Raw genomic sequence first — 14,349 nt, 5'->3', positions numbered from 1 at the left:
CATGAACCGTTCTTCCCTTCTGCTGCCGCTGACCCTGCTGGCTGCGCTGAGCACGGCGCAGCCGCTGTTGGCCGCCGATCAGCCTGTAACGCCAGCGCTGACCCTGCCGATTCAGGGCCATTTACCCAGCCTGGACGGCGCCACCGACTGGCTCAATGGCACGCCGCTCAGCAGCGCCGACCTGCGCGGCAAGGTGGTGCTGGTGAATTTCTGGACGTACTCGTGCATCAACTCGATCCGGCAGATTCCCTACGTCCGCGCCTGGGCGCAGAAGTACAAGGATCAGGGGCTAGTGGTGATCGGCGTGCATGCGCCGGAGTTCGGCTTCGAGCAGAACGTCGATAACGTCCGTCGCGCCATCGGCCCGCTGGGCGTCGATTACCCGGTGGCCATCGATAACGAGCATGCGGTGTGGCAGGCCTTCGACAATCGTTACTGGCCGGCGCTGTATTTCATCGACGCCGAGGGGCGCATTCGACACGACAAGTTCGGTGAAGGCGACTACGCCGAGTCCGAGCGGGTCATTCAGCAACTGCTCACCGAAGCGGGCGCGAAAAATGTCAGCCATGACCTGGCCAGCGTCGATGCCCGGGGGCCAGAGGCCGATGCCGACTGGGACAACCTGCGCTCGCCGGAAACCTATGTCGGCTACGAGCGCACCGAGCGTTTTTCTTCTCCGGGGGATGTGAAGCCGGATCGCACCCAGACCTATGCAGCGCCGTCGCAACTGGCGCTCAACCACTGGGCATTGGCCGGCGACTGGGCCATGGGCACCCAGGCCACGGTGCTGCACAAGGCGGGCGGTCGTGTCGTCTATCGCTTCCATGCCCGCGACGTGCATCTGGTGATGGGGCCGGCGACGGCAGGCAAACCCGTGCGCTTTCGCGTGACGCTCGACGGCCAGCCGCCGGGTGAGGGGCACGGCGTCGATGTCGACGGGCAGGGGAACGGCGTGGTCAACGAACCGCGCATGTACCAGTTGATTCGTCAGGCCGGGGCGGTAGGGGATCGGCAGTTCGAGATCGAGTTCCTCGACCCGGCGGTGGAGATTTTTGCGTTTACCTTTGGATGAGGGGGCTGCTCCCCGGCTAGGTTGTGTTGTTGTGCCGGGATTCAGAAACACCCCGAGCCCCGTGGGAGGGAGCCCTGCTCGCGAATGCGTTGTGTCAGCCGGCGCATATCCCTTGTGGGAGCGAATTCATTCGCGAGAGGGCGCTACGGTCGACATGAATCTGTCGGCTGGAACAGAGCATCGCGAATGAATTCGCTCCCACAGGGTTTCCCCGGTCCGGGCTGGGAGAGGTGACATCCGAAAGATATCCACAGGCCATTTCCTCCACTCATACATAGGTATGCATCGACACCTTGGTGCAATCGTCCGGACTCGGGAGGGGTGATGTCATCGGCGCTGGCATCCGACGATGGTCGCCGTTCAGGCCGGCCTGTTACCAAAAGGAGATTGATCATGCTTGCAGCTTCGCCCGTTTCCTCCCGACCCCGCCTGCTGGTGCGGTCTGCGCTGGCCGGCGCCATTGGCTTGCTTCTGCTGGCCGGCCCCATCGAAGTGCCGCAGGCCGTGGCGGCCACCAGCGCCGGCTCGGGCGCAAGCGCGTCCGAGGCGATTCGCCCGTACCGCATCCACGTTGCCGAAGCGCAACTGACCGACCTGCGCAAGCGCATCGCCGCCACCCGCTGGCCAGACAAGGAAACCGTCAACGACACCTCTCAGGGCGTGCAGCTGGCCCAGGTTCAGGCGCTGGTGCAGTACTGGGGCAAGGGCTACGACTGGCGCAAGGCAGAGGCAAAACTCAACGCGCTGCCGGAATTCATCACCACCATCGACGGCGTCGACATCCAGTTCATCCATGTGCGCTCGCCGCATCCGAACGCCATGCCGCTGATCTTGACCCATGGCTGGCCCGGCTCGCAGTTCGAATTCCTCAAGACCATCGGCCCGCTGACCGACCCGACAAAATACGGTGGCCGCGCCGAAGACGCCTTCGATGTGGTGATCCCGTCGATCCCCGGCCATGGCTTCTCCGGCAAGCCGACCGAACTGGGCTGGGGCCCGGATCGCGTGGCCAAGGCCTGGGATGTGCTGATGAAGCGCCTCGGCTACAGCCACTACGTATCTCAGGGCGGCGATCATGGCTCGGTGATTTCCGACGCCCTTGGCCGACTGGCGCCGCCGGGCTTGCTGGGCATTCACCTGAACATGCCGGCCACCGTGCCGCCGGAACTGGTCAAACCGATCTTCGGCGGCGATCCGGCACCGGCCGGGCTGACCGATCCGGAGCGTGACGCCTTTAATGCGCTGAGCACCTTCTTCGGTCGCAACGCCGCCTACGGCGCGATGATGGTGACCCGCCCGCAGACCATCGGTTATCTGCTGGCCGATTCGCCGGCCGGCACCGCCGCCTGGATGTACGAGAAATTTGCCGCCTGGAGCGACAGCGACGGCAAGCCGGAGCGGGTGATCAGCCGCGATGAAATGCTCGACGACATCAGCCTGTACTGGCTGACCAACAGCGGCGCGTCGTCGTCGCGGTTCTATTGGGAAAACAACAACAATAACTTCAGCGCGACGGCGCAGAAGACCACCGAGATCAAGGTGCCGGTGGCGATCACGGTGTTCCCGCACGAAATCTACCGCGCGCCGAAAACCTGGGCGCAGCGTGCCTATCCTTCGCTGGCTTACTACAGCGAAGTGAACAAGGGCGGCCACTTCGCTGCCTGGGAACAGCCGCAACTGTTCAGTGAAGAACTGCGCAGCGCCTTCCGGCCACTGCGCACGGCTGCAACGTCCACCGCTGGCAAGACCGGCCAGTGACTCTCATCTGCGCTTTTCAGACCCGCAGCCGCAGACCCGCGGCTGCACCCGGAGAAATCACCATGAAGATGACCCTGTTGAACAAGAAGTCCTCATTCCGTCGTCGCCTGCTGGCCCCGTCGATTCTGGCGGCGGCGCTGATGCAGCTGGGAGCGCTGGGCGTCGGTTACTCCCAGGCCAGCGCCGCCGAAGTGGCCGCTGGCACGATCGCGCCGATCACCGCTGGCAGCCACACCTCGTTCGGCACGCTCAAACACGTCAAGGCCGGCCTGTTGGATGTGTCCTATGCCGAACTCGGCCCGGCCGACGGCCCGGTGGTCATCCTGCTGCATGGCTGGCCTTACGATATTCACAGCTATCTGGACGTCGCCCCGGCCTTGGCCGAGAAGGGCTATCGCGTGCTGATTCCGTCGGCGCGCGGCTATGGCGACACCCATTTTCTCTCCGCAAAAACCGTGCGCAACGGTCAGCCGGCGGCACTGGCCACCGACCTGATCGATTTCATGGACGCGCTGAAGATCAAGCAGGCGGTACTCGGCGGCTACGACTGGGGCGCACGTACCGCCAACATCGTCGCGGCGCTGTGGCCGGAGCGGGTCAAGGCGCTGGTGGCGGTCAGCGGTTATCTGATCGGCAGTCAGGAAGCTGGCAAGACGCCGCTGCCACCGGCCGCCGAGCTGCAATGGTGGTATCAGTTCTACTTCGCCACCGAGCGCGGCCGCCTGGGTTACGAGAAGAACACCCACGATTTCGCCAAGCTGATCTGGAAGCTGGCCTCGCCGAAGTGGGATTTCGATGACGCTACTTATGACCGCAGCGCTGCATCGCTACAAAACCCGGATCACGTTGCCGTGTCGATCTACAACTACCGCTGGCGGCTGGGGCTGATCAAGGGCGAAAGCCGTTATGACGGGCTGGAAAAACGCCTCGCAGCGTTCCCGTCCATCGGCGTACCGACCATCACCATGGAAGGCGACGCCAACGGCGCACCGCACCCACCGGCCGAGGCTTACGCCAAGCGTTACACCGGCAAATACGAATACCGCCTGATCAACGGCGGCATCGGTCACAACCTGCCGCAGGAAGCGCCACAAGCCTTCGCCCAGGCCGTCATCGACGCCGATCACCTGTAATTTCTGACAGAGAAGAACTTGCCCATGAAAAAAATGTGTGTGGTGCTGACCGCTGCGGTCAGTGTGCTGGCCGCCGCTTCGGCCTTCGCCCAAGCGCAAAAACCGACCATCGTGCTGGTGCATGGCGCGTTCGCCGATGCGTCGAGCTGGAATGGCGTGGTGAAAGTGCTGGAGAAGGATGGCTACCCGGTCGTGGCGGCAGCCAACCCGCTGCGCGGCGTCAAAAGTGATGGCGCGGCCATCGCCAACCTGTTGGGCAGCATCAAGTCACCGGTGGTGCTGGTCGGTCACTCCTACGGCGGCAACGTCATCAGCGCGGCGGCCAACGATCAGCCCAATGTGAAGGCGCTGGTCTATGTGGCGGCCTTTGCCCCGGAGGCGGGAGAAACGGTCGCCGGTCTGGCCGGCAAGTTCCCCGGCAGCACCCTCGGCCCGACCCTGGCCGCACCGGTGCCGTTGGCGGACGGCGGCAAGGACCTGTACATCCAGCAAGACAAGTTCCACGACCAGTTCGCCGCCGACGTGCCCGCTGCACAGGCGGCGCTGATGGCCGCGACCCAGCGTCCGGTCACCGAAGCAGCGCTCAACGAACAGGCTGAAGCGCCAGCCTGGAAGCACCTGCCGTCCTGGTACATCTACGGCGACAAGGACAAGAACATTCCGCCCCAGGCCATGGCGTTCATGGCCAAGCGGGCGGACGCGAAGGCGGTGGAAGTGGTCAAGGGCGGCTCCCATGTGGTGATGGTGTCGCATCCTGACGCTGTGGCGCATCTGATCGAAAAAGCCGCAACGGCGCAGTGATCCGCGCTGCCGGTCACTCCCCGGCCGGCAGCAGGAAGCGGGCAATCAGCGGCAAATGGTCGGAAATCAGCAGGGTGTCGTCCTGACGGACCTGTGCATCGACCCGTTGCAGGATCGGGCTGTGGAACAGGTAGTCCACGGTCCGGTCCGGGCCGCTGACCCGTGGGTCGTTGGGGAAGCGTGTGTACCACTGGCGGCGGTCTTCGCCATTGGCTTCGGCGTTGGCGGGGATCATCGGGTATTTGTGCCACAGGCTCTGCAACGGGCTGTCGGCTGGGTACTGGCTGCGTTGCTCGACCGGCAGGCGCTGATACTGGCCTTCGGGCAGCAGGTTGAAATCGCCGCCGGCGATCCACGGAATGCCTCGCTGGTCGAGGGATTCCAGCAGCCGGGCGACGGCCTCGACTTGCTGCGCTTGGCTGTCATCGCCGGGCTGGAAGCCGCTGAGCCGGGTGTTGACCACGGCCAGTTGGCCGCCTTCCGGCAGCGGCAGGTAGCTCACCAGCAGTGCCGGCTTCGGTGCGAACTGGCGGGCGATCAGATTATCGGCCGGGGCGGGCAGTTGCAGGCGCTCGGCCTTGTCCATGCGATAGCGGCTGAGGGTCGCCAGCTTCATGCCGACGCTGCCGAAAATGTGCCGGTCCGGCACGAAGTCGGCTTTCCAGTCGAATGCCTCGCTGCTGCACGGGTAAAGGTCGGTGACCCGCTCCAGCAACAGGGCCAGCTGGTTGCTGTAACCGGTGTTCTTGGCGCCGTCGCTGACTTCCTGCAACAGCACGATGTCCGGCTGTTCATCGCGGATCACCCGCACCACTTCATCGAGGTTGTAGGCAATGTCTTCGGTGGTCGGCTTTTCGTCCGGGCCGCTGCCGTCGGCCATGTCGTACCAGAACACGTAGCGCTTGCCGGCCAGGTACTGGATGTTCCAGGTCATGACCTTGAGCGCCTGACCGGGCACCAGCGTCGGCGGCGCAGCGTCCTTGGCGTTGCAGCTGACCGGCAGGTGTTCGTGGCGGGACGGATGCCAGGTCACGTTGTAGATCAGCCCGCCGAGAAACACGGCCAGCAGCACCAGATACAGAACGTAACGCAGCGGACGGGGCATCGGTGCTCCTGGGCCGGTGGTCAGGCCGCTTGCGCGGGCTCGTCGATCAGCATGAACAGGCGGTACATCACCACACTGATGAACAGTTGCAGAAAGCTCGACACGCTGTCGACCATCAGCGACAGCAGCGGGCTCTGTTGGTCGGGCAGCACGTAGAAGCTCAGGCCTTCCAGTACCGACAGGGGAATATAGACGCACAGCACGCAGGCCAGGATGCGCACGATGTGGCCGCGGGTAATCTTGAAGCTTTCGCGCATGGCTTCCAGCGGGCCCATGCCGCGCAGCACCAGCAAGTACTCGGCGAACACCAGTTTGATCATCACCCACACGCCGGGAACGATGAACAGCGACAGGCCGGCCATGATCAGCAGCGTGCTCAGGGCCGTCAGCACGGCGAAGGTCGGCCACAGGCGCAGGGTCGCCGCCAGCAGATCACGCTTGGCCGGCTGCTCGCCACGGGTCTTGGCGTCCAGGAACAGGATCAGCGCGCCGGTATACAGCGGGTAGAACAGCAGGCCGGTCAGCAATTGCCAGCTCGCCGAACCGTCGGCCACCGCCCCGGCGCTGGCCAGCCATTGTTTGGTCAGCGCCTCCAGGATCACCAGCGGCAGGCACAGCGCGAGGATGCTGGCGAAATTGCGCCGGAAAAAGTACAGCGAGTCTTGCAGAACGGTGAGCGGATTCATGGACGGATCACAGGCAAAAAAGCAGGCGGCCACTTTAACGTAGAGCGCCGGACGGGCCAATCGCGGGGGCAATCGGATAGGCGGTGCTGCGCCTCCTTAACTTTTTTTACATCCTATTGAAACGCCCTTGAACAGCCCCACTTCTGTTGTGTCTGACCGATATGTTTCAAAAGGTCACTCACTGAACTCCTACGGCAATCTAACGAGGTCGCCATGAATAGCGAAGAGCAAACCCTGATCGACGGTCTGTTTGGCAAACTGAAACAGGCAGAGACCGATTCGGCCCCCCGAGACGCCCAGGCCGAGGCGCTGATCAAGGAGCACCTGAGCCGCCAGCCCGCCGCGCCTTACTACATGGCGCAGGCAATTCTGGTTCAGGAAGTCGCGATCAAGCAGCTGGAGGCCCAGAGCCGCCAGCGCGATGAGCAGATTCAACAATTGCAGGCCGAGCTGCAGCGGGCCAAGGCCCAGGCGCCAGCCCAGAGCGGCGGCTTCCTGTCGAGCATCTTCGGCGGCGGTTCCCGTGACTCGCAGCCGCAGCAGCCAGCGTCGTCCTTCTCACGTCCGTCCAGCCCACCGCCTTCCAATGGTGGCGGCTGGCGTGACGGTCCGGCGACCCCGCCACCGTCGTACAACGCCCCGCAAGGCAACTACGCTGCGCCGCCACCGCCTCAACAGCAGGCGCCGGCCGCGCCGTTCGGCAGCGGTTTCCTCGGTGGCGCGCTGAAGACCGCCGCTGGCGTGGCGGGTGGCGTGATGCTGGCAGAAGGCATCAGCAGCCTCTTCCACCACAACAGCCAGCCGCAGGAAATCGTCGAAATCATCGAGGAGCAACCGGCACAACCGGCCAGCCAGAATGACTTCGGCAACGGTGGCTGGGGTGAAGACCAGCAACGCGTGACCAGCAACGACGGCTGGGGCCAGGACAACGGTGGCTTCGCCGATACCGATTACAGTAACGACGATGGCGGCTTGTTCGACGATGATGACTCCTACGTCTGATCATCAAAAACCGTTGTAGGCGCTGACTTGCGACCGTTGTAGGAGCGTGGCTTGTCCCGCGACCGGCGGGGACCCCGTCGTAAATCCGGTATATGCGGTGCGTCAGGCATACCGCATGCGCAGGGTTTACGACGACTTCGTCGCCGGTCGCAGGGCAAGCCAGCTCCTACAGGTTCGAGCAAACGCCGTTTCTGCACTGACCTCTTCAAACTGGCATACTGAGCGCCGGTCCGCGTTCGGGCCGTTGTCGCGTGCCAGCGCATCGAGGAGTTCCGGTGAGAAGAATCGCGGTGTTCGCCGACGTACAGAATCTGTATTACACCGTGCGTCAGGCCCATGGTTGCCACTTCAACTACGCCGCCCTGTGGGCCGATATCAGCCAGCGCGGGCAGATCGTCGAGGCGTACGCCTACGCCATCGATCGCGGCGACAGCAAGCAGCAGCAATTCCAGCAGATCCTTCGCAACCTCGGTTTCACCGTCAAACTCAAGCCCTACATCCAGCGCAGCGACGGCTCGGCCAAGGGCGACTGGGACGTGGGCATCACCATCGACATCATGGACGTCGCGCCGAACGTCGATGAAGTGGTGCTGGCGTCCGGCGATGGCGATTTCGACCTGCTGCTGGAGCGGATCATCAGCAAGCACGGCGTCGAGGCCGTGGCCTACGGCGTGCCGGGGCTGACTGCCAATTCACTGATTCGCGCGGCCAGCCGCTATGTGCCGATCGAGGGTGGGTTGTTGCTCAAAAGCTGATTCACCACCTTCCCCGTAGCAGTCCGGCTTGCCGGCGGCGTGTTCAGAATCGCTACCGATGTAGGAGTGAGCTTGCTCGCGATAGCGTAATCTGACTCAACACATCCGTAACAGACCCACCGCTATCGCGAGCAAGCTCACTCCTACAAGTGGGTATCGCCGAGACAAACAAAGGTTTTTATCCCCATGCAGGAACGCATCGCCGTCATCGACTTCGAAACCACCGGCATCTCCCCGAGCAGCACCTGCCGGGCCACCGAAATCGCCGTGGTGATCATGGAGCAGGGCGTCATCGTCGAGCGCTACCAGAGCCTGATGAACGCCGGCGTGCGCATTCCGGGCTTTATCGAATCGCTGACCGGCATCAGCAACGCCATGCTGCGCACCGCGCCACCAGCAGAAAAGGTGATGAACGAAGTCGCCGAGTTCGTCGGCAGCACGCCGCTGGTCGCCCACAACGCCGCCTTCGACCAGAAGTTCTGGGACTACGAGCTGTCACGCATCAAGCGCAACCGCGAGCAGGCCTTTGCCTGTTCGATGCTGCTGGCACGGCGCCTGCTGCCTGCGGCGCCCAACCACAAGCTCGGCACGTTGACCCAGTGGGCCGGCCTGCCGCACACCGGCAAGGCGCACCGGGCCATGGCCGACGCCGAGATGGCCGCCAACCTCACCGCGCACCTGAGCCAGCAACTGCACCAGACCCACGGCATTGCCGGGGTATCCCATCAGCTGCTGTGCACGTTGCAGAAGGTCCCGGCGAAGAAGATTGCCGAGGCCATCAGCAAGCATCGCGGTCGTTGAGTCGCTGTGTGTACCGGGGATTTAAAGTGTATGGGTCGAATTCGGCGCAGTTGTAACTGACAGTGTCGCCGAGAAGCCCCTTACAATCAGCGCAATAATAAATGTCCTGATTTCGAGCTTTTCATGTCTGCTGCCCGCCGTTTTCCCCTGCTGCTCATCGGAGCCTTTTTCGCGCTGTACGTGATCTGGGGTTCCACCTATCTGGCCATCCGCATCGGTATCGAAACCTGGCCGCCACTGATGATGGCCGGGGTGCGCTTCACCATCGCCGGCTCCATCCTGTTCGCCTTCATGCGTTTGCGCGGCGCGCCGATGCCGACCTGGCAGCAGTGGAAAGCCTCGGCGATGATCGGTTTCCTGCTGCTGGCCTGCGGCAACGGCGCAGTGACCCTGGCCGAGCACAATGGCGTGGCATCGGGCGTGGCCGCGCTGGCGGTGGCCGTGGTGCCGCTGTTCACCCTGCTGTTCGGCCTGATCTGGGGCCATCGCAACACCCGTCTGGAGTGGGCGGGTATCGTGCTCGGCCTGATCGGCATCGGTTTGCTCAACCTGGGTTCCAACCTGCAGGCCAGCCCGCTGGGCGCTGCGCTGGTGATCTTCGCCGCCGCCACCTGGTCGTTCGGTTCGATCTGGAGCCGCTACCTGCCGCTGCCGCCCGGCGCCATGGCCAGTGGCTGCGAAATGCTCACCGCCGGCGCCATGATGCTGATCGGCAGCTACGTCAGTGGCGAGCGCATGACCCAGTCGCCCGGTCTGTCCGGCTGGCTGGTGATGGCCTATCTGGTGGTGTTCGGTTCCATCGTCGCCTTCAGTTCCTACATGTACCTGCTGAAAAACGTGCGCCCGGCGGCGGCCACCAGCTATGCCTACGTCAACCCGGCGGTGGCGGTGTTGCTGGGTGTGTTGTTCGCCGATGAACACATCGGCCCGGCGGAAGCGGCGGCCATGTGCGTGATCATCAGTGCGGTGGTGCTGATCGGCCTGCCGCAGTGGCGCAAGCAGGGGCCGGCCCAAAAAGGTTAAGATGCGCGCCATTACGAAACGCGCTGACCCTTTTTCCAACGGTATCCCCATGACATTCGCCACTCTTGGCCTGATCGAACCCCTGCTGCGAGCCCTCGAACGACTGGGCTACCAGACGCCCACTCCTGTTCAGGCCAAGGCCATTCCGCCGGTGCTGGAAGGCCGCGACCTGATGGCTGCTGCCCAGACCGGCACCGGCAAGACCGCCGGTTTCGCCCTGCCGTTGCTGCAACGCCTGACCATGGAAGGCCCGAAAGTCGAGTCCAACTCCGTGCGTGCGCTGATCCTGGTGCCGACCCGCGAGCTGGCCGAACAGGTTCACGAAGCCATTCGTCAGTACGCCGAACACCTGCCGCTGACCACTTACGCGGTGTACGGCGGCGTCAGCATCAACCCGCAGATGATGAAGCTGCGCCGTGGCGTCGACGTGCTGGTGGCGACACCGGGTCGTCTGCTCGACCTGAACCGCCAGAACGCAGTGAAGTTCTCGCAGGTACAGACCCTGGTGCTCGACGAAGCCGACCGCATGCTCGACCTCGGCTTCTCCCAGGAACTGCGCGACATCTACGCCGCGCTACCCAAGCGTCGCCAGACCCTGCTGTTCTCGGCGACCTTCTCCGACCCGATCCGCCTGATGGCCGGGCAGATGCTCGACAACCCGCTGAGCATCGAAGTCAGCCCGCGCAACGTCGCGGCGTCGTCGGTCAAACAGTGGGTCGTGACGGTAGACAAGAAGCGCAAGAGCGAGCTGTTCATCCATCTGCTGAAAAAACAGCGCTGGAGCCAGGTTCTCGTGTTCGCCAAAACCCGCGTCGGTGTCGATCAACTGGTCGACCGCCTGCAAGGGCTGGGCATCAACGCTGACGGCATCCATGGCGACAAGCCGCAGGCCACCCGCCAGCGCGCGCTGGACCGCTTCAAACTCGGCGAAGTGCAGATCCTCGTTGCCACCGATGTTGCCGCTCGCGGCCTGGACATCGACGACCTGCCGACCGTGGTCAACCTCGATCTGCCGATCGTGGCCGAAGACTACGTGCACCGCATCGGCCGCACAGGCCGCGCCGGTCAGACCGGTGAAGCGATCTCGCTGGTCTGCGCCGACGAAGTCGAACTGCTCAGCGCCATCGAAGTGCTGACCCGGCAGACCCTGCGCCGTCAGGAAGAGCCCGATTTCGAGCCGGAACACCGCGTGCCGGTCACCGACGCCAGCGGCCAGATCCTGAAAAAACCGAAAAAGCCGAAGAAACCCAAAGTCAGTGGCGGCGGTGGCGGCAAGCGCAACCTCGGCAAATGGGTCGACAGTGGCGAAACGGTTGCCGATGTGCCGGCTGCCAAACCGGTCAGAAAGGTGCCGGCGTTCAATACCGGGCCGCGCAAGAAAAAGCCGTAACCGGCGATGCAGCAGGCGGGCGGGGCGCTTTCAATCAATAGAAGGCGCCCGCTTCGCCAATGCTCAATGCGTGTCGAGAATGTCCTGATACAGCGCTGTGTAGGACTTCACCATCTTCTCGGCGGTAAACACCTCTTCATAGCGCTGTGCGGCTTTCAGGCCCATGCGGCCCGCCAGCTCCCGGTCATTCCACAACGTAGTCATGGCGCCCGCCAGAGCCGTGGCGTCTCGTGGCGCGACCACCAGCCCGGTTTCATTCGCGATGTTGATGAACGACATGCCGCTGCCGATTTCGCAGGAAATCATCGGCTTGCCGTACATCGCCCCTTCCAGCAGCGAAATGCCGAAGGATTCCGAGCGCAAGTGCGACGGGAAGACAAAGGCTTCGCAGAGTGTCAGCAGGGCGCTCTTGTCTTCATCGGGCAAACCGCCGAGAAACTTCACGTTGCTCAGGCCCAGCGCTGACGCCTTGGCTTTCAGTTCGGCTTCGTCGTGTCCGCCGCCCATGATCACCACCGGCAGGCCCGTGAGTTTGGCGGCGTCGAGCAGGAAACTCAGGCCCTTGTAGTAACGCAGGGCGCCGACGAACAGGAAGAAACGCTCGCCCAGTTGCTGTTTCCAGTGGGCCAGGCGGGCAGGGGACGGCACCGGGTAGGTCGAGCGGTCGATGCCATACGGGATGATTTCGACCTTGTCCTGGAATCGGGTCAGCACTTCGCTGCTGGCCGCGTAGTTGGGCGATGACGCGACGATGCGGTCAACGCTGCCCAGAAAGCGGTTCATCAGCGGCTGATACAGCTTGAGCAGGGTCTTCTGCTTGACGATGTCGGAGTGATAGCTCACCAGCGACGGCTTTTTCAGCCGGCTGGCGAAGTGCGCCACGTCCATGTAAGGCCACGGGAAGTGGTAATGCACGATGTCCGCTTCGGCGGCGAGGGCCTTGAAGTCACGGATGCCGGACAGCGACAGCCCGGTGGAGGCCACGTACAGATCCTGCTTCGAGCGGTGAATGGTGTGATTGCCGTACGTCTCGTTGCGAGCCGAACCATTGGTGCTCAGAAACAGCACGTGGGGTTCGATGCCGTGGGCCACGCTGCCCTGCGACAGCTGGAAAATCACCTGCTCGATACCGCCGCCCGGCGTTTCGGGGAAGTAGGTTTTGAAGAAGTGTAAGACTTTGATCATTGCGGTCCCGAGCGAACGAATGCACGGCCAGTAACAGGCACGAAGCCCCGCAGGCAGGGCTGAACCTGAGGGCTGCGGGGTTCATGTGAGAAGTGCCGGTCGTCTTCGTCAGCAAAGGCAACCGGCCAGAGCGCCAGCGATACGATGGCGCGAGCGGCGCGTCAATCAGTTCGCGCGGCCGTAGACGTCTTCGTAACGCACGATGTCGTCTTCGCCCAGGTAGTCGCCGCTCTGTACTTCGATCAGTACCAGATCGATCACGCCCGGGTTGCTCAAGCGGTGCTTGTGGCCTGCCCGGATGAAAGTCGATTCGTTGGTGTTGAGCATCAGTTCCTGATCGTCGTTGATGATCACGGCCATGCCGCTCACCACGATCCAGTGTTCGCTGCGGTGGTGGTGCATCTGCAACGACAGCGAACCCTTGGGCTTGACCACGATGCGCTTGATCTTGAAGCGCTCGCCGTTTTCCAGGGTGGTGTAGGTGCCCCACGGACGGTGAACGGTGCGGTGCAACTGATGAACCGTGTGACCGGATTTCTTCAGTTGGCCGACGATGTGCTTGACGTCCTGGGCGTGATCCTTGTGCGCGATCATCAGTGCGTCGGGCGTATCGACCACCAGCAGGTCTTCGACGCCGACCAGCGCGGTGAGGCGGTCTTCGCTGTTGACGTAGTTGTTGCGCGAGCCGTGGGACAGCACTTCGCCTTCGAAGCGGTTGCCGTTTTCGTCTTCCGGGGTCAGTTCACTGACCGCGTTCCACGAACCGATGTCGCTCCAGCCGATATCGCAAGCGACGGTCACGACCTTGGCGGAACGCTCCATCAGCGCGTAGTCGATGGAGATGTCCGGGACTTCGGCAAATGCGTCGGCGTCCAGCGCCAGGCAGCGATAGCGGTCGGCCGTGGCCAGGCGCGAGCGCTCGATGGCAGCGGAGGCTGCGTTAAGAACATCCGGCGCGTGTTTGGCCAGTTCTTCAAGGACGGAGCCGACCTTGAAGCAGAACATGCCCGAGTTCCAGAAGTAGTTGCCGGCCGCCAGATACGACTCGGCCGCCTGCAGATTCGGTTTTTCAACGAAGCGGGCAACCTTCAGGCCGCCTTCTGGCTGAATCGGGGCGCCGGCTTCGATGTAGCCGAAACCGGTTTCCGGGTATTGCGGCTTGATGCCGAAAGTGACCAGCCAGCCCTTTTCGGACAGCTGCATCGCACGGGAGACGGCTTCGGCAAAGGCTGCTTCGTTCTGAATCAGGTGGTCGGCGGCCAGTACCAGCATGTGGACGTCGCCGCCGTGGGCTTCTTTCAGTTGCAGCGCGGCAGTGGCGATGGCAGCGGCGGTGTTGCGGCCGAAGGGTTCAAGAATGTAGCTCTGGGCGAGACCGACGGAATTGACAGCGCGGTATTCGTCTTCAGTCTTGAACAGCAGTTCGCGGTTGGTGACCGTCAGAATTTCCGACACGCCTTGCAGGGCCGCAGCCCGCAGGAATGTTTTCTGAATCAGGTTCTGCCCGTCTGGCAGTGTCATGAACGGCTTTGGATGGGCCTCGCGCGAAACGGGCCACAACCGGCTGCCTACACCACCAGACAAAATGACGGGTATCAATCCCATGCTTTCAAATCCTTAATGTGCCAAATAGTGGCA

The 14,349-nt window shown here is 63.1% G+C and carries 13 protein-coding genes; 9 read left to right on the top strand and 4 right to left on the bottom strand.

Going from position 1 to position 14,349, the window contains the following annotated elements; translation table 11 throughout:
* The first annotated feature begins 1 nt into the window (after position 1).
* From ACIPL0_RS16505 to ACIPL0_RS16490, 4 genes are all read left to right on the top strand, one after another.
* Entirely contained in the window at positions 2-1,072 is a 1,071-nt protein-coding gene (locus tag ACIPL0_RS16505; protein WP_400597598.1) for a thioredoxin family protein, read from the top strand.
* Positions 1,073-1,465: 393 nt separating this feature from the next.
* Complete coding sequence (locus tag ACIPL0_RS16500) at positions 1,466-2,830, top strand: epoxide hydrolase family protein (protein WP_400597599.1); 1,365 nt, start codon at positions 1,466-1,468, stop codon at positions 2,828-2,830.
* Positions 2,831-2,892: 62 nt separating this feature from the next.
* Positions 2,893-3,963, top strand: coding sequence for an alpha/beta fold hydrolase (locus tag ACIPL0_RS16495; RefSeq protein WP_400597600.1), 1,071 nt, complete (start codon positions 2,893-2,895; stop codon positions 3,961-3,963).
* 24 nt (positions 3,964-3,987) lie between these two features.
* Positions 3,988-4,764: an alpha/beta fold hydrolase gene (locus ACIPL0_RS16490; RefSeq protein ID WP_400597601.1), complete on the top strand. Its 777-nt coding sequence runs from the start codon at positions 3,988-3,990 to the stop codon at positions 4,762-4,764.
* 13 nt (positions 4,765-4,777) lie between these two features.
* On the opposite strand, the gene ACIPL0_RS16485 is transcribed toward ACIPL0_RS16490, so the two are convergent.
* Positions 4,778-5,869: an endonuclease/exonuclease/phosphatase family protein gene (locus ACIPL0_RS16485; protein ID WP_400597603.1), complete on the bottom strand. Its 1,092-nt coding sequence runs from the start codon at positions 5,867-5,869 to the stop codon at positions 4,778-4,780.
* A gap of 20 nt (positions 5,870-5,889) precedes the next feature.
* Positions 5,890-6,555, bottom strand: a complete 666-nt coding sequence (locus ACIPL0_RS16480; RefSeq protein WP_400597605.1) for a YciC family protein — start codon at positions 6,553-6,555, stop codon at positions 5,890-5,892.
* Positions 6,556-6,768: 213 nt separating this feature from the next.
* On the opposite strand from ACIPL0_RS16480, the gene ACIPL0_RS16475 reads away from it, so the two are divergent.
* The 5 genes from ACIPL0_RS16475 to ACIPL0_RS16455 all read left to right on the top strand — a co-directional run bounded on the left by ACIPL0_RS16475 (position 6,769) and on the right by ACIPL0_RS16455 (position 11,526).
* Positions 6,769-7,557 (top strand): DUF2076 domain-containing protein, encoded by a 789-nt coding sequence (locus ACIPL0_RS16475; protein ID WP_400597607.1) that lies wholly within the window; start codon positions 6,769-6,771, stop codon positions 7,555-7,557.
* Positions 7,558-7,832: 275 nt separating this feature from the next.
* Positions 7,833-8,312 (top strand): NYN domain-containing protein, encoded by a 480-nt coding sequence (locus ACIPL0_RS16470; protein WP_081569331.1) that lies wholly within the window; start codon positions 7,833-7,835, stop codon positions 8,310-8,312.
* Between the two features lie 186 nt (positions 8,313-8,498).
* On the top strand, positions 8,499-9,113 hold the full coding sequence (locus ACIPL0_RS16465; protein ID WP_400597608.1) for a PolC-type DNA polymerase III: 615 nt from the start codon (positions 8,499-8,501) through the stop codon (positions 9,111-9,113).
* A 123-nt stretch (positions 9,114-9,236) separates the two neighbouring features.
* A complete protein-coding gene (gene yedA, locus ACIPL0_RS16460) occupies positions 9,237-10,136 on the top strand; it encodes a drug/metabolite exporter YedA (protein ID WP_400597609.1) in 900 nt (299 codons plus the stop codon).
* A gap of 49 nt (positions 10,137-10,185) precedes the next feature.
* Complete coding sequence (locus tag ACIPL0_RS16455; protein ID WP_400597610.1) at positions 10,186-11,526, top strand: DEAD/DEAH box helicase; 1,341 nt, start codon at positions 10,186-10,188, stop codon at positions 11,524-11,526.
* Between the two features lie 63 nt (positions 11,527-11,589).
* Here the strand turns inward: ACIPL0_RS16455 and ACIPL0_RS16450 are convergent, their stop codons facing one another.
* Both ACIPL0_RS16450 and ACIPL0_RS16445 read right to left on the bottom strand, forming a co-directional pair.
* Entirely contained in the window at positions 11,590-12,711 is a 1,122-nt protein-coding gene (locus ACIPL0_RS16450) for a glycosyltransferase family 4 protein (RefSeq protein ID WP_400597611.1), read from the bottom strand.
* A gap of 165 nt (positions 12,712-12,876) precedes the next feature.
* Positions 12,877-14,316 carry a mannose-1-phosphate guanylyltransferase/mannose-6-phosphate isomerase gene (locus ACIPL0_RS16445; RefSeq protein WP_400597612.1) on the bottom strand — a complete coding sequence of 480 codons (1,440 nt, stop codon included), beginning with the start codon at positions 14,314-14,316 and terminating at the stop codon, positions 12,877-12,879.
* Between the last annotated feature and the right edge of the window lie 33 nt (positions 14,317-14,349).

It is taken from the genome of Pseudomonas sp. NPDC090208 (genome assembly GCF_044746785.1).
Taxonomy (GTDB): domain Bacteria; phylum Pseudomonadota; class Gammaproteobacteria; order Pseudomonadales; family Pseudomonadaceae; genus Aquipseudomonas.
The sequence above is the reverse complement of the archived record's forward strand: the minus strand, read 5'-3'. Positions and strand labels throughout refer to the sequence as shown.

Excerpts from the sequence above, each read along its gene's own strand:
- ACIPL0_RS16480 (WP_400597605.1), bottom strand. The coding sequence starts at position 6,555 with ATGAATCCGCTCACCGTTCTGCAAGACTCGCTGTACTTTTTCCGGCGC.
- ACIPL0_RS16490 (WP_400597601.1), top strand. The coding sequence starts at position 3,988 with ATGAAAAAAATGTGTGTGGTGCTGACCGCTGCGGTCAGTGTGCTGGCC.
- ACIPL0_RS16495 (WP_400597600.1), top strand. The coding sequence starts at position 2,893 with ATGAAGATGACCCTGTTGAACAAGAAGTCCTCATTCCGTCGTCGCCTG.
- ACIPL0_RS16450 (WP_400597611.1), bottom strand. The coding sequence starts at position 12,711 with ATGATCAAAGTCTTACACTTCTTCAAAACCTACTTCCCCGAAACGCCG.
- ACIPL0_RS16500 (WP_400597599.1), top strand. The coding sequence starts at position 1,466 with ATGCTTGCAGCTTCGCCCGTTTCCTCCCGACCCCGCCTGCTGGTGCGG.
- ACIPL0_RS16455 (WP_400597610.1), top strand. The coding sequence starts at position 10,186 with ATGACATTCGCCACTCTTGGCCTGATCGAACCCCTGCTGCGAGCCCTC.
- ACIPL0_RS16475 (WP_400597607.1), top strand. The coding sequence starts at position 6,769 with ATGAATAGCGAAGAGCAAACCCTGATCGACGGTCTGTTTGGCAAACTG.
- yedA (WP_400597609.1), top strand. The coding sequence starts at position 9,237 with ATGTCTGCTGCCCGCCGTTTTCCCCTGCTGCTCATCGGAGCCTTTTTC.
- ACIPL0_RS16485 (WP_400597603.1), bottom strand. The coding sequence starts at position 5,869 with ATGCCCCGTCCGCTGCGTTACGTTCTGTATCTGGTGCTGCTGGCCGTG.
- ACIPL0_RS16465 (WP_400597608.1), top strand. The coding sequence starts at position 8,499 with ATGCAGGAACGCATCGCCGTCATCGACTTCGAAACCACCGGCATCTCC.
- ACIPL0_RS16505 (WP_400597598.1), top strand. The coding sequence starts at position 2 with ATGAACCGTTCTTCCCTTCTGCTGCCGCTGACCCTGCTGGCTGCGCTG.
- ACIPL0_RS16445 (WP_400597612.1), bottom strand. The coding sequence starts at position 14,316 with ATGGGATTGATACCCGTCATTTTGTCTGGTGGTGTAGGCAGCCGGTTG.